Raw genomic sequence first — 24,377 nt, 5'->3', positions numbered from 1 at the left:
TCGGCCGGCACGTTTGTACGACTCACCCCGCCTTCTTCTCGATCTTGAAGCCGTTCGAGTCCAGTTCGCTCATGATCACTTTGGTCAAGTGCGAACATTCCGCCGGCTTGATCCAGGATGGGCTCCTCCAATCGGGATCGTCTTCCTTCGGGTAGCTGACAAAAGCAGAGCGAATGGCTGCCTCAATGACTTCTACTGGATCCGGCATTGGAGTTTTCTTTCCCGGTTGAGCACCCTGGCGCCGCTTTTTATTTGCGACCGGCGCTCATCAGCGCGGCACGGAAAGGGCGGCCCGCAAGCCGCCCCATGTCGCCTCGCGGATGGCCTACTGACAGACATGCATCAGGCCGTCATCGCCTTTGATCAGGCTGCCTGGATCACAGACGATTCCATAGCGCGCCTTGTAGCCAGCCCATCCATCAACGCCATACCAAGGGCCATTCGCAGGATAAGCCCTTTGCAGGTAGAACGGACTGGTCTGGATGGCGCCGCCGGCATAATAGGCATTGGCTGCCAAAGCCCCGCTACCGACGTAGGGCCGGCCGCCATAGTAGCCAGTACCACCCCAGCCCCAAGGTTGGGTGGCGGCGACGGTTGCCGTGCCAGCCGCGCTTGCAAGGCCGGCGTAGTTAACCGCCATCGGGCCCGCAATGCCGGCCGAGTCGTACTGGTACGCAGCCCGCCGGTTTTGCCGGCGTGCAACACCCGCAACGCTCACCGGAGTGAGCGGACGCCCGACCCGCGCCTGGGCACTATCGATCGATAGCGAGACGCCGCGTTGCTCAGACCAGCTGAAGGAGAGCAATGCCGCGCACGCGAAGGTCGAGGTCGCTATTGCAAATTTTCTCAAACTCATCTGGTTCATGGATTGGCTCCACGGTTTTCCTGCCCATTGCAGACGATGCGCCGTCACGATCGGCGTGCGCCTTGCGCTAGATCAACGTTTCCTGACGAGATTTCCTGCCGCCTTAGGCCAATAACACTGACGCACCGCTGCTTGCGGCTTTTCTGTCCTTAATGGACTACCTGCCTGTAGATTGCCGGCAGCGCCGCAGGCAGCCGGCGGATGTTGCCGACGATCGCGTAGCCGCCCCGTCCGAACAGTGTTGGAAAATAGGATTGCGCCGTCGAGTCGACCGTTACGCCGAATACTGCGATGCCGAGGCGGCGCGCCTCCTGCACGGATTTGCGGGTGTCCTCGATCGCAAAGCGTCCCTCGTAGTGATCGACATCGTTCGGCTTGCCGTCGGTTAGAACGAGGAGTTCGCCGCGGAGCTCCGGAGGATGGGCGTGCTGTCGACGGCGGCGACCGTATCTGCGATCTGTCTGTCGGTCGCGATCGCGGTGGTGCTGTTCACGACGCAGTAGGATGCCGGTTCCGCATCCGCAATTCCCCGTGCTTGATCTCCGGCAATCGCTCTGTTTCGATAGATTCCATTCGTCGCTTCAATTTCGGATAATTTAATTTTTTGGAATCGAAATGTTGCACGCTGCGTTGTTGGTTGGCTTTGCCTCGACCACTCCGTGTGTTCCGCTTCCGGACTGCCGCGCATGTAAAACCGACCTTGCCGGCGCGCGCCGCGTTGACACGAACTCACTTTCATGGATGCTAGCCAGCGTCGTTCCTGGGTTGCTCGTTCACCGAGAGGCATCGTGACCGTTCACCGCACCGGCATTGGGAATCGGCTTCTGGCGGCGTTGCCGCCCGAGGATCTGGGCTTGCTCACGCCCCACTTCCAGAAGGTCTCGTTCGAAGCCGATGCCGTCCTGGTGCGGTCGGGCGACGAACTCGACCCGGTTTATTTTCCCCACAGCGGCGCGATCGCCTTCATGCTCGATATGCCGGACGGGCAAACGGTCGCAACCACGTTGATGGGACGGGAAGGTGCTTTGGCCTCGTTCTCCGTACTCGGTCCGTCGCATTCATCCGTCACAGCGACTGCACGCCTGGCGGGTACGGCATCGCTGATATCAGCCGCGAAGTTCCGGGCTGCCTGCGCGCGGAGCGCGGCCATCAGGCATGTCGTGCAGGTGCACGCCCGCGCGCTGTTGTTACAGCTCCAGCACGTCGCCGCCTGCAACGCGCTGCATCGCGTGGATGGCCGCATGGCGCGGTGGCTGCTGCAACTGCACGACCGCGTTCCCGATGATCTTCTTCCCGTGACGCAGGAGGCGCTTGCACAATTGCTCGGGGTGCGGCGGACGACCGTCACTTTGACGATGAGCAAGCTTCGCGAGGCGGGCGCCATCCCGTCCGACCGGCGCGGCTTCGTAGAGATCCACCGGGCGCGGCTGGAGAGGGCCGCATGCGACTGCTATGCGCTCATGCAGCAGAAGATCGATCGGATGTATTGCCAGGAATTGTCGGCGCCGCAACCCGCGTTTGCCCCAGTCCGGGAAAGCTCGATTGCCACCTTCGACGAAGCGGGTCCTGAATCCAGAGCCGCTTCGCGAGAGAGAAGATGAAGCGTGTTCTCGATCCGATCAGCCTGACATAGCCAACAGTGTCGCACGAGCACGTGCCCACGAAATAGACGAAAATGTAGGGTGGGCAAAGCGAAGCGTGCCCACCACTTCTGCGCGATGTAGAGAGAATACGGTGGGCACGGCGCTCGCGCGCCTTTGCCCACCCTACGGCACCGTCGAATTGGCTACCGCCGCTGGTTGTACACGTCGATGCAGACCGCACCGAGCAGCACCAGGCCCTTGATGACCTGCTGGTAGTCGATGCCGATGCCGAGGATGGACATGCCGTTGTTCATTACGCCCATGATCATGGCGCCGACCACGGCACCGCCGACGCGCCCCACGCCGCCATAGGCCGACGCGCCGCCGATGAAGCACGCGGCGATGACGTCGAGCTCGAAGCCAAGGCCCGCCTTCGGCGTTGCGGTGTTGAGCCGCGCGGCGAAGACGAGGCCGGCGAGCGCAGCCAGCACACCCATGTTGACGAAGGTGAAGAAGGTCAGCCGCTCGGTCTTGATGCCCGACAGGCTGGCCGCCTTGGCGTTACCGCCGACGGCATAGATCTGGCGGCCGATCACGGTTCGGCGGGTGACGAAGCCGTAGAGCGCGATCAGTGCGCTCATGATCACCAGCACGTTCGGCAGGCCGCGATAGGTCGCGATCAGATAGGTGAAATAGAGCACCGCACAGGCCAGCACGACGTTCTTTCCGAGGAAGAACGCGTAGGGCTCGACCTCGATGCCGTGCGACTGCTCGCGCGAACGGTTCTTCGCGCCAGCATAGACCAGTCCGAGGGCCAGCACGGCGCCGATCAGCATCGAGGTCGGATGCAGCGTGCCGGCCTCAGGCAGGAACTCCGGAATGAAGCCCGAGGACAATTTCTGGAAGGTCGACGGGAACGGTCCGAGCGATTGGCCCTGCAACACCGCGAGCGCAAGGCCCTTGAACACGAGCATGCCGGCCAGCGTCACGATGAAGGACGGAATCTTGAAATAGGCGACCCAGTAGCCCTGCGCGGCACCGATCGCCGCGCCCACCAGCAGGCACGCGATGAAGGCGGCCGTGTAGTCGACATGATAGCTCACCATCAGCAGCGCGGCCACGGCGCCGACGAACCCGGCTACCGAGCCGACCGAGAGATCGATATGCCCGGTGACGATCACGAGCAGCATGCCCAGCGCCATGATGACGATGTAGCTGTTCTGCAGCACCAGATTGGTGAGATTGAGCGGCTGCAGCAGCGTGCCGCCGGTCATGATCTGGAAGAACAGCATGATCGCAATCAGCGACATCAGCATGCCGTAATTGCGCAAATTGTTCTTGATGAAGCCAGCGTGCCGGCGCTCCTCGGGCAGCGAAACCGTCTTGTCGGTCATGGCTGCATTCCTCCCATCTCCGCGGCCTCAGGCACGCCGTTCCCGTTGCTTCTCTCATTGCGCATGATGGCGCGCATGATCTTCTCTTGCGTCGCCTCATGGCCGGCGAACTCGCCGACGAAAGCGCCGTCGTTCATGACGCAGATGCGGTCGCAGATGCCGAGCAGTTCCGGCATTTCCGACGAGATCACCACCACGCCCCGACCGGCCTCCGCCAGCTCGTTGATGATACAGTAAATCTCATATTTGGCACCGACGTCGATACCCCTCGTCGGCTCGTCCAGGATCAAAACCTTGGGGTCGGTCATCAGCCATTTCGACAGCACGACCTTCTGCTGGTTGCCGCCCGAGAGCTGGCCGGTCTCCTGGTAGACGTCGGAGCAGCGGATGCGCATCCGGTTGCGGTAGTCGCTTGCCACCTTCAGCTCGGCAATGTCGTCGATCACCTTGCCGGGGGCGACCTGGTCGAGGCTGGCCAGCGTAATATTCTTGCGGACGTCGTCGGCCAGGATCAGGCCGAGCTGCTTGCGGTCCTCGGTGACATAGGCGAGGCCGGCATCGATCGCCGCCGCCACGTTCGGCAGGACGATCTCGTTACCCTCGAGCCGGATGTGGCCGGTGATATTGGTGCCCCAGGAGCGGCCGAACAGGCTCATGGCGAATTCGGTGCGCCCTGCCCCCATCAGCCCGGCGATCCCGACGACCTCGCCGCGCCGCACACCGAAATTGATGTTCTTGATGACCTGCCGGTCGGGATGGATCGGATGGTAGACCGACCAGTTCTCGACCTTCAGGACCGGCTCGCCGATCTTGGCGCTCCGCTCGGGGAATCGGTGGGCGAGATCGCGGTTGACCATGCTGCGGATGATGCGGTCCTCCTGGACCTGCTCGCTCCGGCAGTCGATGCCATCCACGGTGCGTCCGTCGCGCAGCACCGTGATGTGGTCGGCGACCTTGGCGACTTCGTTCAGCTTGTGGGAGATCAGGACCGAGCCGATGCCCTGCTCGCGAAATTTCATCAGGCGCTCGAGCAGCGCGGCGCTGTCGGCCTCGTTGAGGCTGGCGGTCGGCTCATCCAGGATCAGCATCCGCACGCGCTTGGAGAGCGCCTTGGCGATCTCGACCAGCTGCTGCTTGCCGACGCCGAGATCGGTGATCAGCGTATCCGGCGACTCCTTCAGACCGACCTGGGCCAGGAGTTCCCGGGTCCGGCGGTAGACCTCGTCTCGGTCGATGACGCCGAGCTGTGAAGGCGGATGCGAGAGAAAGATATTCTCCGCAATCGACATCAGCGGGATCAGCGCCAACTCCTGATGGATGATGATGATGCCGAGCGCCTCGGAATCATTGATGTCGCGGAAGCGGCGCTCCTCGCCCTCGAATACGATGGTTCCTTCGTAGCTGCCGTGGGGGTAGACCCCGCTCAACACCTTCATCAGGGTGGATTTTCCGGCGCCGTTTTCGCCGACCAGGGCATGGATCTCCCCGGCCTGAACCGAGAAATTGACGTCGCGCAGTGCCTGCACGCCCGCAAAGCTCTTGCTGACGCCGCGCATTTCCAACATTGCCGTCATGGCTTCGTGTCCCGTCGTTAGCTCACCTCTCCCCGCTCGCGGGGAGAAGTCGAAATGCGCGCTTAGCGCGGATTTCGGGTGAGGGGGAGTCTCCGCGACACCATCTATCCCCACCCTCGTGGAGACTGCCCCTCACCCCAACCCTCTCCCCGCAAGCGGGGAGAGGGAGCAGGCGCGCACCTTACTGGAATTGCGCCTTCTTGTAGTAGCCGCTGTCAACCAGGACCTTCTCCCAATTGTCCTTGTAGACCACGACCGGCTTGAGCAGGTAGGACGGCACGGTCTTGGAGCCGTTCTCATAGGTCTTGGTGTCATTCACCGTGACCTGCTTGCCGGCCAGCGCCGCGTCGACCATATCGGCGGTCACCTTGGCAAGGTCGCGGGTGTCCTTGAAGATGGTCGAGTACTGGTCGCCGCGCAGCATCGCCTTGATCGAGGGCACCTCGGCGTCCTGGCCGCTGATGATCGGCATCGGCTGGTCGGCACTGCCGTAGCCCACGCCCTTCAGCGACGAGATGATGCCGATCGAGAGACCGTCATACGGCGACAGCACCGCGTTGACCTTCTTGTTGCCGTAGTAGGCGCTGAGCAGGTTGTCCATGCGGGCCTGCGCGGTAGCGCCGTCCCAGCGCAAGGTCGCGACCTTGTCCATGCCCATCTGGCCGGACACGACGACGAGCTTCTTGCTGTCGATGTAAGGCTGCAGCACCGACATCGCGCCGTTGTAGAAGAAGTAGGCGTTGTTGTCGTCGGGCGAGCCGCCGAACAGCTCGATGTTGAACGGACCCTTGCCTTCCTTCAGGCCCAGTCCCTTCTCGATCGACTGCGCCTGCAAGACGCCAACCTGGAAGTTGTCGAAGGTCGCGTAGTAGTCGACGTTCGGCGTGCCGCGGATCAGGCGGTCATAAGCGATGACGGTGATGCCCTTGGCCTTGGCCTGCTTGAGCACGTCGGAGAGCGTGGTGCCGTCGATTGCGGCGATCACGAGCGCCTTGGCACCCTTCGTCACCATGTTCTCGACCTGCGAGAGCTGGTTCGGAATGTCGTCCTCGGCGTATTGCAGGTCGGTGTTGTAACCGCGCTCCTTCAGCACCTTGACCATGTTGTTGCCGTCATCGATCCAGCGCGCCGATGATTTTGTCGGCATCGAGATACCAACGGTCGGCTTGTCCTGGGCCAATGCAGGGGCCGATGAGGCCATCGCGGCGGCGCCCGCGAATGCGAGCGCGAGAACGGTCGTCTTCAGTTTCAGCATACTTCACTCCCTCAGGTGTAAGAACGTTGTCGTTGCGGTGAGAACTCGGTGTGTTGTGTGATGCTTTGGATCTCCTATTCAAGCTTGACGTCGGGCTCCGCGCGACCGCGCGCGGCAGCCTCGAGGATGAAGGTGCAGCCGGCTTGCGGATCGGCGGCGCGTGCCGCCGTATCCATATCCTGCCACGCCGAGGTGACAAGGAGGCGTGACAGATCGGGCCCGATGAAGGCGGGACAGCTCGACTGCAGCGCCGGCACTGCCAGCGAGCGCAAGCGCTCGCCTTCCGGACTATAGATGTCGACGCAGGCGCCGCCCCAGCGTGCGTTCCAGATCAATCCGTCGGCATCGACCACCGAGCCGTCGAGACCGCCGACGCCGGTGTGGCGCACCAGCACCTCCGGCTCGCCGCGCGGCAATCCCGTCGCCGGATTGAGCGAAACGCGATAGAGCACGTGCCGCGCAGTGTCGGCGAAATATCCGATGGCGCCGTCCGGCGAGAAGCAGATCGAGTTCGGAATGCTGATGCCGGGAAACAGCATCGAGATCTTGCCGCGGTGGAGCGCGTAGATCGCGCCGGCGCCCGCTTCCGCCTTGCGGCCCATGGTACCGATCCAGAACGTTCCGGATTGATGCACGCGCGCGTCGTTCGACCGCGTCGCCAGGTTGTCGTCTTCCAGCGGGCGATAGAGCGTCATCGTGCCGTCAGCTAGCCTGCGGATGTAGAGGCCGTCCTCGGCCACGATCAGCTGCCGCTCGGCATCGATGCGGCCGAGCCCGCTCGCCATCCGGCCGAGGGCGTGGACGCGGATATTGCCAGTCCCGAGATGAGCCTCGTAAAGGCGGCCTTCCCGGATGTCGAACCACCAGGCGGTATCGGTGGCGACGTCATAGGTCGGCCCCTCGCCGAGATGGCAATGCTCGGCGCACAGGACAGAGGTCGGCACCTGCTCGGTCATGGCGAGCTCACCCCAAAGCGATACACGGTGCGGTGCTTGTAAACGCTGCCGGGTGCAAGACGCGGGCTCGGGAAATCCGGCCGGTTCGGCGAATTCGGCCAGATGTGCGGCTCGAGGCACAGCGCGTCGGACTGCCTATACAACCGGCCGCCCTTGCCCGCCACCGAGCCGTCGAGGTAGTTGCCGGAATAGACCTGCAAGCCCGGCTGGTCCGTGAACAGCTCCATGACGCGCCCCGAGCGCGGCGCCTCCACACGCGCAGCAAGACGCAAGCTGCCGTCAAGCGGAAGGCAGAACGTGTGATCGTAGCCCTTGCCGTTGCGCAATTGCTGATCGCTCTGACGGATCCGCGCACCGACCGCGGTCGGCGTCCGGAAGTCGAATGGCGTGCCGGCAACCGCGTGCGGCGGCCCCGCCAGCGGGATCGCGGTCGGATCGATCGCCAGGAAATGATCAGCGGCGACCATGAGCTTGTGGTCGAGGATCGGCGTCCCCGACGTCGCCCCTTCCAGATTGAAGAAGCTGTGATTGGTGAGATTGACGATCGTCGGACGATCGCTCCTCGCCTCCATGCTGACCGACAGCTCCGCAGGTCCGGTCACGCGATAGCTGAGACGAACGTCGAGCCGGCCGGGGTAACCTTCCTCACCGTGCTCGCTCGTGTAAGTGAGCGTGACCGCAGGCTCCGCGCCGTCAGAGACGTCGGCGATCTGCCAGAGCTTGCGGTCAAAGCCGTCCAGGCCCCCGTGCAGCGCGTTCGGGCCGTTGTTGGCGGCGAGTTGCACCGTCTCGCCATCGAGCACGAAGCGCGCGTCCGCGATACGGTTGGCGTAGCGGCCGACGGTTGCACCGAAAAACTTCCGTTCAGCGAGATAACCGGCGAAGTCGTCATAGCCGAGCACGACGTCGTCGGTAGCGCCCTTGGCATCCGGGGCGATCAGCGCCTGAATCACCGCACCATGAGTGATGATGCGCGCTTCGAAACCGCCCTGCCCGCGCAGCACCACGCGCTCGACGGCACGGCCATCCGGCAGCGTTCCGAAGACGTCCTTTGTGATGCTGCTGCCTGCCATGATCATTCCACGAACGGTTCGACGACGTTGCGCTTGCCGAGCATGAAGGCGTCGGCGACGAGACGGAACGGCGTCAGGTCGACATCGCTCTCCCCCGTCGCCGCAAGCTCGACGAAACGCCGGTAGAGCCCGCGATATTCGGCTTCCGGCTCTTCCGCAAGGGCTTTGCCGTCGACCGCCATGCGGGCGCCGCCGCCCGACAGCGTCATCCGGCCCTGATCGGTCTCGGCTACGATGTCCCAGCTCTGCGGGCCGGTCTGTCGGAAGTCGAACTCGGCCGTGATCGGCAGGCCGCCTGCGTCGGTGAGCGCCAAATTCGCCGCAATCGGCGCGTCGCGATTGGCTGGGAACGACAAGTCCGCCGCCGTCACGAACACCTGGCGCGGCAGGATGCGGGTCAGGATCGAGAGCGCATTGATGCCGGGATCGAATACGCCGAGCCCGCCCGGCTCCCAGATCCAGCCCTGCCCCGGATGCCAGACGCGGACGTCTTCCTTCCAGCTTATGTGGACGGAGTTGATCCGGCGCGCGGCGAGCCATTGCCGCGCCGGCTCGACGGCGGGGGCAAAGCGCGAATGCCAGGTCGCAAACAGCGTCCGCTTCGCATCTTTAGCCTTCATGACCAGCGGATCGAGTTCGCCGAGGCTGAGGCCCGGTGGCTTCTCCAACATGACATGCTTTCCGGCGGCAAGCGCCGCGACGGCCTGCGCGCGGCGCACCTGCGGTGGCGTGCACAGCGATACCGCATCGATCGGCGGGCCCTTTGCCAGCAGCTCCTCGATGCTGGCGAAATGCGGCAGGTCCGGCAGCGAGGCATTGCGGCTCGCGATGGCGACAAGGCTTGTGCCCGGTGTTGCCGCGATCGCGGCGACGTGCTGGTCTCGCGCGATCTTGCCGAAGCCGACGATGGCGATGCGAAGTTCAGTCACTTTTATTCTCCAGATTGCGCCGATGACGTCGCCTGAGCCGGCGCCGTCTCGATCACCGTGCCTTCATGACGGCTCATGCCATTGTGGATGACGAAGACCATGGCGGCCGAGGCGGCCTCGACGTCGCCCGCCGCGATCGAATCGACGATCTTCTGGTGCCAGAGCAGCACCGTGTCGCGATCCTCGACCTCGACCGGCGCGCTGAGCAGGAAGGACGCTCGCAAGGCAGCTTCAATGACATGGCCGATCGAGCGCATGAACAGATTGCCCGACGCCCGCGCGACCGCAACGTGCAGGGCGAGGTCCGCATCGGCGAAGGCGGCGGAATCGGATGCTTCGCGCCGCATGCGATCCATGCTGCGCCTGAGCTCAGCGAGGTCCTCCTCCGAGCGCCGTGCAGCCGCGAGCATCGCTGCGCGCGGCTCGACCGCGAGACGGATCTCGGCGAGGTCGTTGAGGAAGCGTTTGTCGATGCCGGCGTCGAGATGCCAGGCCAGCACGTCGGCGTCGAACATGTTCCAGGCGCCGCGCTCGCGCACGACGGTGCCGACCCGCGCCTTGGTGGTGAGCAGGCCTTTTGCCACGAGCGTCTTCACGCTCTCGCGCAGCACCGGCCGCGAGACACCGAACATCGAGGTCAGCTCGGCATCACCAGGCAGCCGCGTACCTTCGGCATAGCGGCCGGCAATGATGTCGACGCCGATCGAGCGGGACACTTCCGCATGGTTGGAATGGGCCCGCCGCGTCGGGATGACGACGATGCGCGAGGTCATGGCGTGGCTCCCGCGGGTCTCACGGTCGGCCGGCGCGCGATCGCGATCATGACTTGCTGGAGAGCGATGAAGGCGAACAGCAGAACGCCGGTCGCGATCTTGGTCCACCAGCTCGACAGTGTCCCGTCGAAATTGATGTAGGTCTGGATCAGGCCCTGAATGAGGACGCCGAGGAACGTTCCGACCACCGAGCCCTGCCCGCCCGTGAGCAGCGTGCCACCGATCACCACCGCAGCGATGGTGTCGAGCTCGACGCCGACGGCGGAGAGCGAATAGCCGGCGCCGGTGTAGAAGGAAAAGACGATGCCGGCGATGCCTGCGAGCAGGCTCGACAGCATGTAGATGCGGATCGTCATTTTGCCGACGGCAATACCCATCAGGCTCGCCGTGACCCGGCTGCCACCGAGCGCATAGACGTTCGCGCCGAAGCGGGTGAGTTGCAGCAGCAGCGCGCCACCGATCACGATGACCAGCATGATGATTGCAACCGCCGTCAGTCGTCCACCTCCCGGCAGTCGCAGCGCAAAGTCCGAGACCGTCGAATAGATCGGCGCCGTGATCGGCACCGATTCCGTCGAGAGCAGGAAGCTCGCGCCACGCGCGAGGAACATGCCGGCCAGCGTGACGATGAACGGCGGCAGGTCGAACAGATGGATGACGGCGCCCATCGCCGCGCCGAAGGCCGCGGACAGCGCCAGGATCGCCACGAAGGCGACCAGCGGCGGCATGCCCCAGCGCTCGATCGCGAGCGCGACGAACACGGTGGTAAAGCCGATCACCGAGCCGACCGACAGGTCGATTCCGCCCGAGATGATCACGAAGGTCATGCCGGTCGCGACGATGCCGAGGAAGGCGTTGTCAGTGAGGAGATTGCAGACCACGCGGGTCGAGGCAATGTTGGAAAATTGCAGCGCGCAGAGCACGAAGCCCGCGACGAGCACGATGGCCGTAATGAGGACGGGCGGCAGGCCTTTCATGCTTTCGTCCCCCGGATACGCGCCACGATGCCGGCCATACCGGTCAGCTTCGGCGATTGCAACAGCAGCACCGCCAGCACCACCACGGCCTTGACCAGGAGGTTGAATTCCGGGGGATAGCCCGACAAGAGAATGCCCGTGTTCATCGTCTGGATGATGAGCGCGCCGAGCACGGCGAGCAAGAGGCTGAAGCGGCCGCCGAACAACGAGGTTCCGCCAATGACGACGGCCAGGATCGCATCGAGCTCGAGCCAAAGGCCGGCATTGTTGGCATCAGCCCCCATGATGTCGGCTGCGGCGATCACGCCGGCGAGCGCCGCGCACACGCCGCACCAGACATAGACGGCCAAAATCATGGCGCGCGTGCCGACGCCGGCGAGCTCGCTCGCGCGCGCATTGCCGCCGGTCGCCTCGATCAGGAGCCCGAGCGCAGAGCCGCGCACCACGGCGCCGGTGAGGATCAGCATCCCCACGGCAATCGCGACCGGCACGGGAACGCCAAGGATGGCGCCGTTGCCGAGCCAGACCAGATCGGGCGAGGTGAAGGTCACGATGCGCCCCTCGGTGATGAGCTGGGCGATGCCACGGCCGGCGACCATCAGGATCAGCGTCGCGACGATCGGCTGCATGCCGAGGATGCTGACGAGGAAGCCGTTCCAGAGGCCGCAGACAAGGCCCGCACCGAGCGCAGCGGCCAGCACCACCGGCAGGCCGTGGCTATCAGCTAGGCTCGCGGCGATCGCGCCCGAGATCGCCATGACCGCACCGACCGACAGATCGATGCCGCGCGTGGCGATCACAAGCACCATGCCGAGCGAGAGCAGCGCCACCGGCGTGCCGCGATTGAGCACGTCGATCATGCTGCCGAACAGTCGCCCGTCCTGAAGGCGCAGATCGAAAAATTGTGGCGAGACTGCGCGGTCGACCGCCAGGATGACGATCAGCGCAAATATCTGGGCAAGGCCTCGGCGCGGCAGAAGAGCGGTCATGGCCTGCCCTCCTGCGCGACAGCGCTGCCGTCGGCGGCGATCGCCGCCAAAATATTGGAGACGTCGATCGCCTCGCCCTGCAACTCCTCGACATGGACGCGATCGCGCAGCACGACGACACGATCCGAATAGGTGACGATCTCGTCGAGCTCGGAGGAGATCACGAGCAGCGCGAGGCCGTCGTCGCAGAGCTCGCGGATCAGGCGGATGATCTCGGCATGCGCGCCGACGTCGATGCCACGGGTCGGCTCGTCCAGTACGAGGAGCCGCGGCGAGGTCGCGAGCCAGCGCGCCAGCAGCACCTTCTGCTGATTGCCGCCGGACAAAAGGCCGACCGGGCGCTCGGGGTCAGGCGGACGGATGTCGAGCAGTTTTATGAAGCGCGCAGCGATCTCATCCTGCTCGCGGCGCGACAGTGGCAAGTAAAGGCCGCGCTTGGCCTGGAGCGCGAGCACGATGTTCTCGCGCACCGTGAGCTCGGCGACGATGCCTTCGGTCTTGCGCTCCTCCGGGCAGTAGCCAAAACCGTAGCGGACGCCGTCGCGCGGGGTTTGCAGCCGCACTGGCGCGCCCTCCACTTTCACCTGGCCCTGATCGGAACGCTCGGCGCCGAACACCAGCCGCGCCGTCTCGGTCCTCCCCGAGCCCAGGAGACCGGCAAGACCTACGACCTCGCCATGGCGCAGTTCGAGATTGAATGGCGCGACGTAGCCAGCCTTCCCGTAGTTTTCGAAGCTCGCGCAGATCTCACGCGCCTGATGCTCGCTCGCAGCCGAGCGTGCGCTAGTGGTCTCCGCAAGCTCGCGACCGAGCATCATGCGGATGAGTTCGAGGCGCGACAGCGATGCGGTCTCGCGCTCGCCGACCAGGCGGCCGTTGCGCAGGACGGTGATGCGGTCGGAGATTTCGTAGACCTGGTCGAGGAAGTGGCTGACGAAGACGATGCCAATGCCGCGGCCGGCAAGCTGTCGCATGATCTTGAAGAGAATCTCGACCTCGTGGCGGTCGAGGCTCGCGGTCGGCTCGTCGAGAATGAGAACCCGCGCCGACAGGTCGACGGCGCGAGCGATCGCGGTGACGTGCTGGATCGCGACGGAGTAGTTGCCGAGCGGCGCCGCCACGTCAATGTCGAGGCCGAACTCGGCGAGCAGCGCCTTTGCGCGCCGCCGCATCTCGCCTTCGCGGACGATGCCGAAGCGCATCGGTTGCCGGTCGAGAAAAAGATTCTGCGCCACCGACAGATTGGGCAGCAGATTTACTTCCTGGTAGACGGTGGCAATACCAGCTTGCAGCGCCGCCTTCGACGATCGTGGCGCGACCTCGACGCCACCGAGCCGAACGATTCCCGCATCGCGCGGGAATACGCCGGTGACCACCTTGATCAGCGTGGACTTGCCGGCGCCGTTCTCACCGAGCAGGGCATGGATCTCGCCGGCACGAAGCGTGAAATCAACGTCCTGCAACGCATGCACAGCGCCAAAACTCTTGCTGATCCCGCGCACCTCCAGCAGACAAGGGGCAGAATCCGGGCCGGTCTCCATTGCGACGTCACTCCCGCCGGCGTCCGCTTGTGGGGTTGCGGACGTCCAGCCAATTCACCACGCTTAGCAGTTTCGAAGGGGGGTGCGCCACTGGAGCGACTGGTTTGAGCATGGTCTTGTCGGAAAACCGCTACACACTTTTCCGGATCATGCTCGCCCGCCACAGCGGCGCACGATAGGGCTCAGTAACCGAGGCCCTTCTTGCTGTCATAGACCTTCTGCGGATCGTCGGAGGCGGTGTAGAGCTTCGATTCCGTCTGGATCCACTTCGGTGGAACGGTGCCCTTGTCCTTGAAGGCGGCGATGACGTCGAGCGCCGGCCCGGCCATGTTCGGCGTCAGCTCCACCGTGGCATTGGCTTCGCCTGCGGCCATCGCCTTGAAGATGTCGGGAACCGCGTCGATCGAGACGGTCAGGACGTCCTTGCCGGGCTTGAGGCCGGCTTCCTTCATGGCCTGGATCGCGCCGACCATCATGTCGTCATTATGCGCATAGACCGCGCAGATCGACTTGCCGCCGCCTTCGGCCTTGATGAAGCTCTCCATCACTTCCTTGCCCTTGGCGCGGGTGAAGTCGCCGGTCTGGCTACGCACCACCTTCAGGTTCGGATGCTTGGCGACGACGGCGTCAAAGCCCTTCTTGCGGTTGGTGGCGACGCTGGCACCGACCGTGCCCTGCAATTCGACGACGTTGCAGGCCTTCTCGCCGACCGTCTTGGCGAGCCACTCGCCGGCAACCTCACCTTCGTGCACGCTGTCCGAGGTGACCGCGGTGAGATAGAGGTCCTTGCCGGAGGGATCGATGTCGCGGTCGAGCAGCACGACCGGGATCTTGGCTTCCTTGGCCTCCTTCAGCACCGCGTCCCATCCGGTCGAGACGACCGGTGCGAGGAAGATCGCGTCCACGTTCTGCGCGATGAAGGACCGGATCGCCTTGATCTGGTTCTCCTGCTTCTGCTGCGCGTCGGCGATCTTCAGGTTGACCTGGCGCTTGGCCGCTTCCTGCTTGGAGACCGAGGTCTCCGCGGCGCGCCATCCGGATTCCGATCCGATCTGCGAAAAACCGATGGTGAGCTGGCCGGCATTGGCCGGCAGCGAAAGCAGCAGTGCGGCGGTGGCGCTGGCCGCAAAGAGGGCTTTGAGGGTCATCAGGCGTGTCTCCCAAAAATGTTTATCTCGGATGCCAATCGGTATCATGGCACCTGCTAGACCGCCCCTCTGGGCGGCGGGAGGCACCATTTCATGGAAGCTCAACGGTGTATAGTCATATTATTTGACTATATGACTGATCCGAGATTTTGACGCTGGCACGCCGCCTCGCACCCCGTGGCCCTACTTTGCATGGGGTTGTTTTCGACATTTTTTGCGGAGGCAAGGCCAGCACCGGCTTCGCACGTCATCTTACCCGATGCTGGCGCCCGGGGCGTTACAGCAGCTTCCGCTGAGCAAGGTTCTTCATGAGCGCACCGATGCCGAAGCTCCAGGGCTCGCACGCGTCGCTTGTGCGCATGCGGTTGGTGAGCTTGCCGAGCTCGGGGGCTGCGATCGTGACGATGTCGTCGGGCTTGTGGGTGAACCCCTGCCCCGGCGCATCGCGATCCTCGACCGGCGCGAACATCGTGCCGAGGAACAGCACGAAGCCGTCAGGATATTGATGCACGGTGCCGATCGTCTGCGCGACGAGATCGGTGGGATCGCGGCTGATCTTGCTGATCGAGGAATGGCCGTTGAGCACAAAACCATCCTGCCCCTTCACGTTGAGGCTGATGTCCAGCTTGCGTGCGTCATCGAGGGAGAAGGTGTCGTCGAACAGCCGCAGCAGCGGGCCGATGGCGCAGGAGGCGTTGTTGTCCTTGGCCTTCGACAACAGCAGCGCCGAGCGTCCCTCGAAGTCGCGCAGGTTCACGTCATTGCCGAGCGCACCGCCGACGATCTTGCCGCGGCTCGAGACGAACAGCACCAGCTCCGGCTCGGGATTGTTCCAGGTCGATTTCGGATGCAGCCCGGCATCCATGCCGGCGCCGACCGACGATAGCACCGGCGCCTTGGTGAAGACTTCCGCATCGGGGCCGATGCCGACTTCGAGATACTGGCTCCAGGCGTTCTGCTCGATCAGCACCTGCTTCAGCCGCATCGCCCCGTCCGAGCCGGGCTTGAGCTTCGACAGATCGTCGCCAATGAGCCGCGTCACCTCTTTCCGGATCGCTTCGGCCGATGCCGGATTGCCCTTTGCCCGCTCCTCGATCACGCGCTCGAGCATGGAGACGGCAAAGGTCACGCCGGCGGCCTTCAGGGTTTGGAGATCGACCGGCGCCAGCAACCAGGGCTTTTGCCGGTCGCGTTGATCGGGCGGCGTGTTGGCTGCGATCGCCTCGAGATCGCCGATCCGCTCGCCCCTGGTCTCGCCCACCGCCTTTGCCGGATCGGCCTCCTCGCACAGCGCGCTGACGGTTGCAAACCGCGCGGTGACGTCGAACACGCCGTCGCTGCGGACCGCGACCACGGCGGGACCATTGACCTGCGGCAACCAGACGCGGCCAACCAGCGTGCCGCGCGTCCCGTCCTCCGGCAAGACATCCTTCGCCGTCAGTGTCATCCTGGCCGTTTCCGACTTCATTGCATCGGTCCTTTTCTCATTCGTTGTCACGCGCAGACGGCACGAGAGGCGCGCCGCTCGCCAGCACCAAAAACACCATTTGCGGCCGCTCCGCCACTGGCAGCATACGATGCAACCGCGCCGGGCGCCCTCGCCTATTGCACCGCGGAACCATTTGCGACGCAACATTCAAAATGAGACTGCCCGTTAAGCCACGCATGGCTCCGACGCGTGCGCTGCATCCGAGTTCGGTTAGCCTTCACTCAAGAACCGTGTGCCTCGTGCCAACGAGCTTCCGGCGAATGAATAATGACGATGAATAATGACGACACAGGGAGGAGAGCAATGTTGAAAGGCAGTGTGGGACTTATCGCGCTGAGCAGCCTGTTGCTTTCGGGCGCAGCAATGGCTCAGGAGAAGATCAAGGTCGGCGTCACCGCAACCCTCGAAGGCACCTACACTGTGCTCGGCGAGGACGGCATCCGCGGCTTCCAGACGGCGCTCAACGTGCTCGGCAAGAAAGTCGGCGACAAGGAACTCGAATTCGTCATCGCCTCGACCGACGCAACACCCGACTCCGCCGTGCGTGCGGTGCGCAAGCTGATCGAGCAGGACAAGGTGCAGATCCTGCTCTCGCCGCTGTCCGGCGACGAAGGCATCGCGGTGAAGAATTTCGCCAAAACCCATCCCGAGCTGACGTTCATCAACGCGGCCTCGGGCGCGCAGGAAACGACCTATGTCGATCCCGCGCCGAATTTCTTCCGCTACAACATGGACGGCGCACAGTGGCAGGTGGGCCTCGGCAGATATGCCTATGAGAACAAGGGCTATCGCAAGATCGCGACGGTCGGCGAAGACTATTCCTTCATCTACACGCAGGTGTTCGGCCTCGTGCTCGAATTCTGCGGCATGGGCGGACAGGTCACCAATCGGCAGTGGGTGCCGCTCGGTACCAAGGACTTTGCCTCGGTGATCGCCGCGCTGCCTGACGATGTCGACGCGATCTATCTGGGCCTGGGCGGCGCCGACGCCGTCAACTTCCTCAACCAGTACCAGCAGGCCGGCGGCAAGGCGCACCTGATGGGCGGCTCGATCATGATCGACCAGACCATCCTGTCCTCCAAGGGCAACGCCAAGAACGCGCTGATCGGAACGCTGGCGGCGAGCGGCCAGGCCGACACCTGGGAGGATCCGGGCTGGCAGAAGTTCGTGAAGGACTATCAGGACGCCTTCCCGCCTAACAAGCGCTTCCCGAGCCCGTCGCTGCTCGCGACCAACTATTACGGCTCGACCATGGCGCTGATCCTCGCGCTGCGCCAGGTCAACGGCGACCTCAGCGACAATCAGTCGAAGTACAAGGCTGCGCTGGCAAAGATCGAGCTCGATGCGCCGAACGGCAAGATCAAGCTCGACTCCAACCGCCAGGCGATCGGCACCAACTTCGTGACCGAGGTCGTCGATGACGGCAAGGGCGCGCTGTTCTCGAAGGTCGTGAAGGTGATCCCGAACGTGAACCAGACCCTCGGCTACGATCCGGCGGTATTTGCCAAGATCGGATTGCCGAGCCGTACAGTGCCAGAATGTAAGAAGTACTGACGCAATCACGTTCGCAACTGCGGCGACCGGGGAGCGATTTGCGAGGCGCGGATCTCACCGCCCTTGCAATCTCTCCCCGGTTGTTGAACGCTAACGGCAAAACAAGACAACATCGGGAGGGGATGGCATGAGCCGGGCGCTCGCCGTCTTCCACGGCCGGTTTGGTCGGGCGACGGTCTATCAGTTGAACCGCCCTTTCAACATCCACGCGCATCGCGAGGGTCATCTGATATTTCATGTCGGCGGCATGCCCGCGTGCATCGATGTTTGCGACGGACGCTTCCAGCTCAATGAAACTTCCGTCGTCGCCGTCAATCCCTGGGAACCGCACAACTTCCTGCCCTCCGATCTCGACGCCGGCGCGATCTTCTTCGTGCTCTACGTCAACGCCGAGTGGTTCGCGCCCGATGCACCCGGCGCGGACCGGCTGCGTTTTGGCCGCACCCAATTCAAGCGCACGCCGGCGCTCGACAAGCACATCCGAAGGACCGCAGCGCTGGTGTGCGGCGCCCCATCGCTCTCGAGCCTCGACTCCGAGCTCAGGCGGCTGATCGACATTTGCTACGACGAAAGCTGGCAGCAGGCCGAAATCACGCGCGACGCCCGCGCGGCCGGCGCCGTCACCGACTTCCGCGTGCGCAAATGCATCAGGCTGATGTCGGAAAGCCCGGGCGCCGAGATGGAGCTCGACACCATCGCGCGTGAATCCGGCCTGTCGAGGCCGCATTTCTACCGCCTGTTCCGCACCCAGACCGGCGTGACCCCGCATCTCTATCTCAACACGCTGATCATGGAGCAGGCGCTGGAGGCGCTGGTCGCGAGCGAAGCGCCGATCGCCGATATCGGCTTCGATCTCGGCTTCTCCTCGCAGAGCGGTTTCACCCGCTTCTTCGCTGCCAATGTCGGCATGGCGCCGACCGATTATCGCCGCGCCGCCAAGGTTTTGCGCGCGTAAAGCCGCGCGCGAAAAGATACTCTCGATCAAACACTCTCCTTGTGTCCTCGCTAGGATACGCGGAACGCGATCCCGAAAGAGGAACGCGAGCCCAGGGAGATGCACGTCCATGGCGTGGTACGCAGCCTGCTCAGGGCTGTCTGACCTGCATCGGGATGATCGTCGGCGCGGCGCCTCCGCGGTGGAGCGGCTGCCATGACCCGCTTCGTCGAACGCCATCCCGCCTGGGCGCTGATCGTCATCATCGCGATTGCGCTCGCGCTGTGGCTGATCTTCGCGGTCTGGCCGCCGGGACTGGAAGAGGCGATCGGCCGCAAGCGGGTGTTCCTCAACGCCGTCTTCAACGGCATTACGCTCGGCGGTCTCTACTTCCTGGTCGCAAGCGGCTTCACCCTGATCTTCGGCCTGATGCGCAACGTCAACCTCGCGCACGGCTCGCTCTATCTGTTCGGCGGTTATATCGGCTATGCCATCAGCGCCTCGACCGGGTCGTGGGTCCTCAGCTTCATCATCGCCTTCATACTGACGGCGCTGGTCGGCATCCTGCTCCAGGTCATCGTCTTCCGCCGCATGGAGGGCCAGGACCTGCGCCAGACGATGGTGACGATCGGGCTCTCGATCGTGTTCGCCGATCTCATGCTATGGGCCGCCGGTGGCGACTTCTACCAGATCCAGACCCCGAGCTGGCTGATCGGTCCCGTCGAGCTGCCGCTGATCACGGCGCTCAAATCCTCGGGCGAGCCGGTCTATCTGCGCTACCCCCTGGTGCGGCTCGTGATCTTCGCCGCGTCCGTGGTGATCGGCATCGCGATGTGGCTGGCGCTCAACCGCACGCGGATCGGGATGATCATCCGCGCCGGGGTCGATGACCGCGACATCCTGGCCGCGACCGGTGTACGCATCCAGGTCGTGTTCGTGCTGGTCTTTGCGCTCGGCGCCGGGCTCGCCGGCATTGCCGGCGTCGTCGGCGGCACGTTTCAATCGCTATCGCCCGGTGAGGACATCCGCTTCCTGCTCGCCTCGCTCGTGGTCGTGATCGTCGGCGGGATGGGCTCGATCCCCGGCGCGGCGCTCGGCGCGCTGATCATCGGCCTCGCCGAGCAGCTCGGCTCGGTCTACATCCCGACCTATGCGATCGTCGTGACCTTCCTGATCATGGTGCTGGTGCTGGCGCTCCGGCCGCAAGGCCTGCTGGCGAGGCGCTGACATGTCGGTCACCCACGACGCACGCGTCCCCGTTCGCACCGCCTCCGGCGCGCAGCGGCCCGCGCTGCGAGGATGGCCCGAGATCGACAATCCCGCCGCCTGGATCGTCGCGATCATCCTTTTGATCATGCCGCTGATCGCCAACGGCTTCTTCCTGATCGAGATCTTTGCGACGACGCTGATCCTTGGCACCATCGCGCTGAGCCTGATGTTCCTCGCCGGCTATGGCGGCATGGTCAGCCTGATGCAGCTCACTGTGGCCGGCTTTGCCGCCTACATGGTCGCCGTGTTCGGCACCAGCGACAACGCCAATATCAGCCTGGGCTGGCCATGGTGGCTCGCAGTTCCCATGGCTCTCGCGCTCGCCACGGCCTTCGGCACGCTCGGCGGTGCGCTCGCGGTGAGGACCGAGGGCATCTACACCATCATGATCACGCTCGCGATCGGCGCGGCCTTCTACTATTTCACCAACCAGAACTGGGCTATCTTCAACGGCCACACCGGCATCAACAACGTCGGCACACCGCGCTTCTGGGGCGTCAACTGGCGCGCCGATATTCCCTTCTACTACGTCGTGCTCGGTGTCGCCGCGCTCTGCTACTTCGCGGTCGAATACATCTCGCGCGCGCCGTTCGGCCTTGCCTTGCAGGGCGTGCGCGACAATCCGCGCCGCATGGCCGCACTCGGCTTCAACGTCAATGCCCATCGCGTCGCGGCCTACGCGTTTGCGTCCTTCGTCGCGGCGCTCGCGGGCGTGTTGCAGGTCTGGAACTACCGGCAGATCTCGCCCGGCTCGGTCAGCGTTGGCGCCTGCATCGACATTCTCATTATTGCGATCGTCGGCGGCATCACGCGGCCTATCGGCCCCTACATCGGCGCGCTGATTTTCGTACTGCTGCGCACCTTCGCGCTCGACTTCCTGGTCAAGATCGGGCTCGACGGCAACCGTTTCCGGCTGCTGATCGGGCTCGGCTTCCTCGCCATCGTGTTCTGGTCTTCGGATGGCGTCATCGGGCTCTGGCAGCGCTGGCGCCAGCGCACCACCCCGACGCGCCCAATCGGGCGCAGCGGCCAAAGATCGGTCCAAGGATCTGCCCAAGGATCTGCCCAAGGATCCGGTCATGGATAGCGTCGCCCATCGCCTCTCGGCCGTCGGCGCCGGCGCCGCGCTCGAGCTGCGCGGCGTGACACGGCTGTTCGGCGCGCTGGCTGCACTCACCGATGTCACCATCACCGTTCGCCCCGGCGAGCGGCGCGCCGTGCTCGGCTCCAACGGCGCGGGCAAGACGACGCTGTTCAACTGCATCACCGGCGACTTCCCGCCCTCCTCCGGCACCATCCGCTTCTTCGGCGAGGACATCACGCACTTCCCGCCCTATGAGCGTATCCGCCGCGGCCTGAGGCGGACCTACCAGATCTCAGCCCTGTTCCCCGGCCTCACCGTGCAGGACAATGTCTACCTCGCCTGTCGCGGCGTCTCGCGCGGGCGCTTTTCGCTCCTGCGGCCGGGGCAGAACGACGCGCTGATACATGCCGCAGACAATCTCGTGCAGGCGGTGCATCTGACGAACGTCAGGGATCAGCGTGTCGCCGAGCTCGCGCACGGCCAGCAGCGCCAGCTGGAGATCGCGCTGGCGCTCGCAGGCGCGCCGCGGTTCGTGCTGTTCGACGAGCCGGCCGCAGGTCTTTCGCCCGCCGAGCGGCTGGAGCTGATCGAGATCCTGACGTCCCTACCTGCTCATATCGGCTACATCATCATTGAGCACGACATGGACGTGGCGCTGCGCGTCGTCGAGAGCGTCACGATGATGCACAACGGCCGCATCTTCAAGGAGGGCCTGCCGCAGGAGATCCAGTCCGACCCCGAGGTCCAGGAGCTATATCTCGGAGGCGGCCATGAATGAGGTCCGTCGCTCCGCGCCCGCACTCGAGGTGAAAGGCCTCGACGTCTATTACGGCCATTCGCACGCGCTACAAGGCGTCGACCTCGCGCTCGATGCGGGCGTTTTTTCCGTGGTCGGTCGGAACGGCATGGGCAAGACCACGCTGTGCAAGGCGATCATGGGGCTTGTGCGGGTGAGCAGCGGCTCGATTCGCATTCGCGGCGAAGACATCACGCGGCGCCCGCCGGCGCATATCGCGCGTCTCGGCGTCGGCTATGTCCCGCAGGGACGCCGGCTCTGGCGGTCGCTCAGCGTGGACGAGCATCTGCGGCTTGCCGGCGGCATCCGCAGTGGCGCCTGGACCGTCGAACGCATCTACGACACGTTTCCGCGGCTCGCCGAGCGCAAGGGCCACGGCGGCGGCCAGCTTTCCGGGGGCGAGCAGCAAATGCTTGCGATCTCGCGCGCCCTTCTCACCAACCCGCAGCTCCTCATCATGGACGAGCCGACCGAGGGCCTTGCGCCCGTCATCGTCGCCCAGGTCGAGGACATGCTGCTGCGGCTCGGCGAGGACGGCGACATGTCGGTGCTCGTGATCGAGCAGAATATCGGCGTTGCCACCGCGATCTCGCGCAACGTCGCAATCATGGTCAACGGCCGGATCAATCGCATCATCGATTCGGTTCGCCTTGCCGCCGACCGCGATTTGCAGCAGCGCCTGCTCGGTGTTGGGCTTCATGCCGAGCTTGCGCCCGAGATCGATATCCCCGCGGCAGGTCCTGAGACAAAAGTTGCGCCGCAGCCCACGCGACCGAGCGGCCCGATCCGCATCTACATCTCCAACCCGACGCCGCCGACGCGCTGGTCGCAGCCGGTGCCGATCGCGCGCATCGAGGCCGCGGCGCGCACGCTCTCGACGCAAGTCGCACGGCTGGACGAGTCGGCGCGACGCAAGCGCGAACCCGGCGCGGCGCAAACCTCGGGTCCGCCCGTCGTGCTCGTCGTCGGCACGCTCGACACCAAAGGCACCGAGCTGCGCTTCATCCGTGACATCATCGCGGAAAATGGCCTGCGCACGCGGCTCGTCGACGTCTCGACCAGTGGCAGACACACGAGCTGCGACGTCTCCGCGCAGGAGATCGCCCTGAATCACGGACGCGGCGGGTCGGCCGTGTTTGGTCCCGACCGCGGTGTTGCCGTGACCGCGATGGCCGATGCATTCGCCAACTGGCTCCGCCGCCAAGGCAACGTCGCTGGCGTCATCTCAGCCGGCGGCTCGGGCGCGGCCTCGCTCGTTGCACCCGGCATGCGTGCCCTTCCCATCGGCGTCCCGAAGCTGATCATCTCCTCGGTCGCCTCCGGCGACGTCGGCCCCTATGTCGGGCCGGCCGATATCACCATGATGTATTCGGTCACCGACGTGCAGGGCCTCAACTCGATCTCGCGCGCCGTGCTCGCCAACGGGGCCAACGCGCTTGCCGGCATGGTCAAGGCGCGCCTCGACCAGCGCGAGGCCAACGAGCGCGCCGCGAGCGCAAGCCTGCCAGCGATCGGCATCACCATGTTCGGCGTGACCACCCCGGCAGTGCAAAAGATCGCGGCCGATCTGCGCGATGATTTCGAATGCCTCGTGTTCCACGCTACTGGCGTCGGCGGACGCTCGATGGAGAAGCTGGTCGAGTCTGGCCAGCTCGCCGGCGTCATCGATCTGACGACGACGGAGGTCTGCGATCTCCTGATGGGCGGGGTATTTCCGGCGACCGAAGATCGCTTCGGCGCGATCATCCGCAGCCGCGTACCTTATGTCGGCTCCGTGGGCGCGCTCGACATGGTCAATTTCGGCGCGCCCGACACCATCCCCGAGCGCTATCGCGGCCGCAAATTCCACGTCCACAATCCGCAGGTCACCTTGATGCGGACCACGGTGGACGAGAACGAGCGTATGGGACGATGGATCGGCGAGCGGCTCAATCAGATGGACGGGCCGGTGCGGTTCTATGTCCCCGACGGCGGCGTCTCCGCCCTCGATGCGCATGGACGGCCGTTCTGGGACCCCGAGGCCGATGCCGCGCTGTTTCGTGCGCTCGAACGCACGGTGCGGCAGACCAGCAATCGCCAGCTCGTCCGCGTCAAGAACAACATCAACGATCCCGAGTTCGCCTCCACGGTCGTCAGTGCATTCAAGACCCTGTTCGGACGCACCGGGGCGCGCCGGAGAATGGTGAGGTGACCG

The 24,377-nt window shown here is 64.5% G+C and carries 21 protein-coding genes and 1 pseudogene; 7 read left to right on the top strand and 15 right to left on the bottom strand.

Annotated elements, in window-relative coordinates; genetic code table 11:
* Nucleotides 1-22: 22 nt before the first annotated feature.
* From Q3C01_RS16815 to Q3C01_RS16805, 3 genes and pseudogenes are all read right to left on the bottom strand, one after another.
* Nucleotides 23-208 carry a hypothetical protein gene (locus Q3C01_RS16815; RefSeq protein WP_458146431.1) on the bottom strand — a complete coding sequence of 62 codons (186 nt, stop codon included), beginning with the start codon at nt 206-208 and terminating at the stop codon, nt 23-25.
* A 117-nt stretch (nt 209-325) separates the two neighbouring features.
* Nucleotides 326-865 carry a hypothetical protein gene (locus Q3C01_RS16810; RefSeq protein ID WP_458146430.1) on the bottom strand — a complete coding sequence of 180 codons (540 nt, stop codon included), beginning with the start codon at nt 863-865 and terminating at the stop codon, nt 326-328.
* A 149-nt stretch (nt 866-1,014) separates the two neighbouring features.
* Nucleotides 1,015-1,266: pseudogene (locus Q3C01_RS16805) on the bottom strand (protein norD); the annotation flags it as partial.
* A 387-nt stretch (nt 1,267-1,653) separates the two neighbouring features.
* Here Q3C01_RS16805 and Q3C01_RS16800 point away from each other — a divergent pair.
* Complete coding sequence (locus Q3C01_RS16800; RefSeq protein WP_458146429.1) at nt 1,654-2,466, top strand: Crp/Fnr family transcriptional regulator; 813 nt, start codon at nt 1,654-1,656, stop codon at nt 2,464-2,466.
* A gap of 185 nt (nt 2,467-2,651) precedes the next feature.
* On the opposite strand, the gene mmsB is transcribed toward Q3C01_RS16800, so the two are convergent.
* From mmsB to Q3C01_RS16740, 12 genes are all read right to left on the bottom strand, one after another.
* A complete protein-coding gene (gene mmsB / locus Q3C01_RS16795) occupies nt 2,652-3,842 on the bottom strand; it encodes a multiple monosaccharide ABC transporter permease (RefSeq protein WP_458146428.1) in 1,191 nt (396 codons plus the stop codon).
* Nucleotides 3,839-5,416: a multiple monosaccharide ABC transporter ATP-binding protein gene (mmsA, locus tag Q3C01_RS16790; protein WP_458146427.1), complete on the bottom strand. Its 1,578-nt coding sequence runs from the start codon at nt 5,414-5,416 to the stop codon at nt 3,839-3,841. Before mmsA ends, mmsB begins: the two co-directional genes overlap by 4 nt.
* 181 nt (nt 5,417-5,597) lie before the next feature.
* Nucleotides 5,598-6,671, bottom strand: a complete 1,074-nt coding sequence (gene chvE, locus Q3C01_RS16785; protein ID WP_458146426.1) for a multiple monosaccharide ABC transporter substrate-binding protein — start codon at nt 6,669-6,671, stop codon at nt 5,598-5,600.
* Nucleotides 6,672-6,745: 74 nt separating this feature from the next.
* Entirely contained in the window at nt 6,746-7,627 is an 882-nt protein-coding gene (locus Q3C01_RS16780; RefSeq protein WP_458146425.1) for an SMP-30/gluconolactonase/LRE family protein, read from the bottom strand.
* Nucleotides 7,624-8,700: an aldose epimerase family protein gene (locus tag Q3C01_RS16775; RefSeq protein ID WP_458146424.1), complete on the bottom strand. Its 1,077-nt coding sequence runs from the start codon at nt 8,698-8,700 to the stop codon at nt 7,624-7,626. The genes Q3C01_RS16780 and Q3C01_RS16775 overlap by 4 nt, the downstream gene beginning before the upstream one ends.
* Before the next feature lie 2 nt (nt 8,701-8,702).
* Nucleotides 8,703-9,629: a Gfo/Idh/MocA family protein gene (locus Q3C01_RS16770; RefSeq protein ID WP_458146423.1), complete on the bottom strand. Its 927-nt coding sequence runs from the start codon at nt 9,627-9,629 to the stop codon at nt 8,703-8,705.
* A gap of 2 nt (nt 9,630-9,631) precedes the next feature.
* Nucleotides 9,632-10,402 carry a FadR/GntR family transcriptional regulator gene (locus Q3C01_RS16765; RefSeq protein WP_458146422.1) on the bottom strand — a complete coding sequence of 257 codons (771 nt, stop codon included), beginning with the start codon at nt 10,400-10,402 and terminating at the stop codon, nt 9,632-9,634.
* The gene (gene yjfF / locus Q3C01_RS16760; protein WP_458146421.1) at nt 10,399-11,379 is read right to left on the bottom strand and encodes a galactofuranose ABC transporter, permease protein YjfF; all 981 of its coding nucleotides are present in this window, start codon (nt 11,377-11,379) and stop codon (nt 10,399-10,401) included. Before yjfF ends, Q3C01_RS16765 begins: the two co-directional genes overlap by 4 nt.
* Entirely contained in the window at nt 11,376-12,368 is a 993-nt protein-coding gene (locus Q3C01_RS16755) for an ABC transporter permease (protein WP_458146420.1), read from the bottom strand. Before Q3C01_RS16755 ends, yjfF begins: the two co-directional genes overlap by 4 nt.
* The gene (locus Q3C01_RS16750; RefSeq protein ID WP_458146419.1) at nt 12,365-13,909 is read right to left on the bottom strand and encodes a sugar ABC transporter ATP-binding protein; all 1,545 of its coding nucleotides are present in this window, start codon (nt 13,907-13,909) and stop codon (nt 12,365-12,367) included. Before Q3C01_RS16750 ends, Q3C01_RS16755 begins: the two co-directional genes overlap by 4 nt.
* Before the next feature lie 182 nt (nt 13,910-14,091).
* Entirely contained in the window at nt 14,092-15,057 is a 966-nt protein-coding gene (ytfQ, locus tag Q3C01_RS16745) for a galactofuranose ABC transporter, galactofuranose-binding protein YtfQ (RefSeq protein ID WP_458146418.1), read from the bottom strand.
* Between the two features lie 277 nt (nt 15,058-15,334).
* A complete protein-coding gene (locus tag Q3C01_RS16740; RefSeq protein WP_458146417.1) occupies nt 15,335-16,525 on the bottom strand; it encodes a fumarylacetoacetate hydrolase family protein in 1,191 nt (396 codons plus the stop codon).
* Between the two features lie 324 nt (nt 16,526-16,849).
* On the opposite strand from Q3C01_RS16740, the gene Q3C01_RS16735 reads away from it, so the two are divergent.
* The 6 genes from Q3C01_RS16735 (at nt 16,850) to Q3C01_RS16710 (ending at nt 24,374) form a co-directional block, all read left to right on the top strand.
* A complete protein-coding gene (locus tag Q3C01_RS16735) occupies nt 16,850-18,100 on the top strand; it encodes an ABC transporter substrate-binding protein (RefSeq protein WP_458146416.1) in 1,251 nt (416 codons plus the stop codon).
* 127 nt (nt 18,101-18,227) lie between these two features.
* The gene (locus Q3C01_RS16730) at nt 18,228-19,055 is read left to right on the top strand and encodes a helix-turn-helix domain-containing protein (RefSeq protein ID WP_458146415.1); all 828 of its coding nucleotides are present in this window, start codon (nt 18,228-18,230) and stop codon (nt 19,053-19,055) included.
* A gap of 195 nt (nt 19,056-19,250) precedes the next feature.
* On the top strand, nt 19,251-20,261 hold the full coding sequence (locus Q3C01_RS16725; RefSeq protein ID WP_458146414.1) for a branched-chain amino acid ABC transporter permease: 1,011 nt from the start codon (nt 19,251-19,253) through the stop codon (nt 20,259-20,261).
* A gap of 1 nt (nt 20,262) precedes the next feature.
* A complete protein-coding gene (locus Q3C01_RS16720; protein ID WP_458146413.1) occupies nt 20,263-21,390 on the top strand; it encodes a branched-chain amino acid ABC transporter permease in 1,128 nt (375 codons plus the stop codon).
* Complete coding sequence (locus tag Q3C01_RS16715; protein ID WP_458146412.1) at nt 21,383-22,165, top strand: ABC transporter ATP-binding protein; 783 nt, start codon at nt 21,383-21,385, stop codon at nt 22,163-22,165. The genes Q3C01_RS16720 and Q3C01_RS16715 overlap by 8 nt, the downstream gene beginning before the upstream one ends.
* Nucleotides 22,158-24,374 (top strand): ABC transporter permease, encoded by a 2,217-nt coding sequence (locus Q3C01_RS16710; protein ID WP_458146411.1) that lies wholly within the window; start codon nt 22,158-22,160, stop codon nt 24,372-24,374. Before Q3C01_RS16715 ends, Q3C01_RS16710 begins: the two co-directional genes overlap by 8 nt.
* The last annotated feature ends 3 nt before the right edge of the window (nt 24,375-24,377 follow it).

The organism is Bradyrhizobium sp. UFLA05-109 (genome assembly GCF_054185165.1).
This window is presented reverse-complemented; position numbering and strand designations above follow the sequence as displayed.

Coding starts and splice junctions, on each gene's coding strand:
- Q3C01_RS16815 (WP_458146431.1), bottom strand. CDS start 208: ATGCCGGATCCAGTAGAAGTCATTGAGGCAGCCATTCGCTCTGCTTTT.
- Q3C01_RS16810 (WP_458146430.1), bottom strand. CDS start 865: ATGAACCAGATGAGTTTGAGAAAATTTGCAATAGCGACCTCGACCTTC.
- mmsB (WP_458146428.1), bottom strand. CDS start 3,842: ATGACCGACAAGACGGTTTCGCTGCCCGAGGAGCGCCGGCACGCTGGC.
- mmsA (WP_458146427.1), bottom strand. CDS start 5,416: ATGACGGCAATGTTGGAAATGCGCGGCGTCAGCAAGAGCTTTGCGGGC.
- chvE (WP_458146426.1), bottom strand. CDS start 6,671: ATGCTGAAACTGAAGACGACCGTTCTCGCGCTCGCATTCGCGGGCGCC.
- Q3C01_RS16780 (WP_458146425.1), bottom strand. CDS start 7,627: ATGACCGAGCAGGTGCCGACCTCTGTCCTGTGCGCCGAGCATTGCCAT.
- Q3C01_RS16775 (WP_458146424.1), bottom strand. CDS start 8,700: ATGGCAGGCAGCAGCATCACAAAGGACGTCTTCGGAACGCTGCCGGAT.
- Q3C01_RS16765 (WP_458146422.1), bottom strand. CDS start 10,402: ATGACCTCGCGCATCGTCGTCATCCCGACGCGGCGGGCCCATTCCAAC.
- yjfF (WP_458146421.1), bottom strand. CDS start 11,379: ATGAAAGGCCTGCCGCCCGTCCTCATTACGGCCATCGTGCTCGTCGCG.
- Q3C01_RS16755 (WP_458146420.1), bottom strand. CDS start 12,368: ATGACCGCTCTTCTGCCGCGCCGAGGCCTTGCCCAGATATTTGCGCTG.
- Q3C01_RS16750 (WP_458146419.1), bottom strand. CDS start 13,909: ATGGAGACCGGCCCGGATTCTGCCCCTTGTCTGCTGGAGGTGCGCGGG.
- ytfQ (WP_458146418.1), bottom strand. CDS start 15,057: ATGACCCTCAAAGCCCTCTTTGCGGCCAGCGCCACCGCCGCACTGCTG.
- Q3C01_RS16740 (WP_458146417.1), bottom strand. CDS start 16,525: ATGAAGTCGGAAACGGCCAGGATGACACTGACGGCGAAGGATGTCTTG.
- Q3C01_RS16735 (WP_458146416.1), top strand. CDS start 16,850: ATGTTGAAAGGCAGTGTGGGACTTATCGCGCTGAGCAGCCTGTTGCTT.
- Q3C01_RS16730 (WP_458146415.1), top strand. CDS start 18,228: ATGAGCCGGGCGCTCGCCGTCTTCCACGGCCGGTTTGGTCGGGCGACG.
- Q3C01_RS16725 (WP_458146414.1), top strand. CDS start 19,251: ATGACCCGCTTCGTCGAACGCCATCCCGCCTGGGCGCTGATCGTCATC.
- Q3C01_RS16720 (WP_458146413.1), top strand. CDS start 20,263: ATGTCGGTCACCCACGACGCACGCGTCCCCGTTCGCACCGCCTCCGGC.
- Q3C01_RS16715 (WP_458146412.1), top strand. CDS start 21,383: ATGGATAGCGTCGCCCATCGCCTCTCGGCCGTCGGCGCCGGCGCCGCG.
- Q3C01_RS16710 (WP_458146411.1), top strand. CDS start 22,158: ATGAATGAGGTCCGTCGCTCCGCGCCCGCACTCGAGGTGAAAGGCCTC.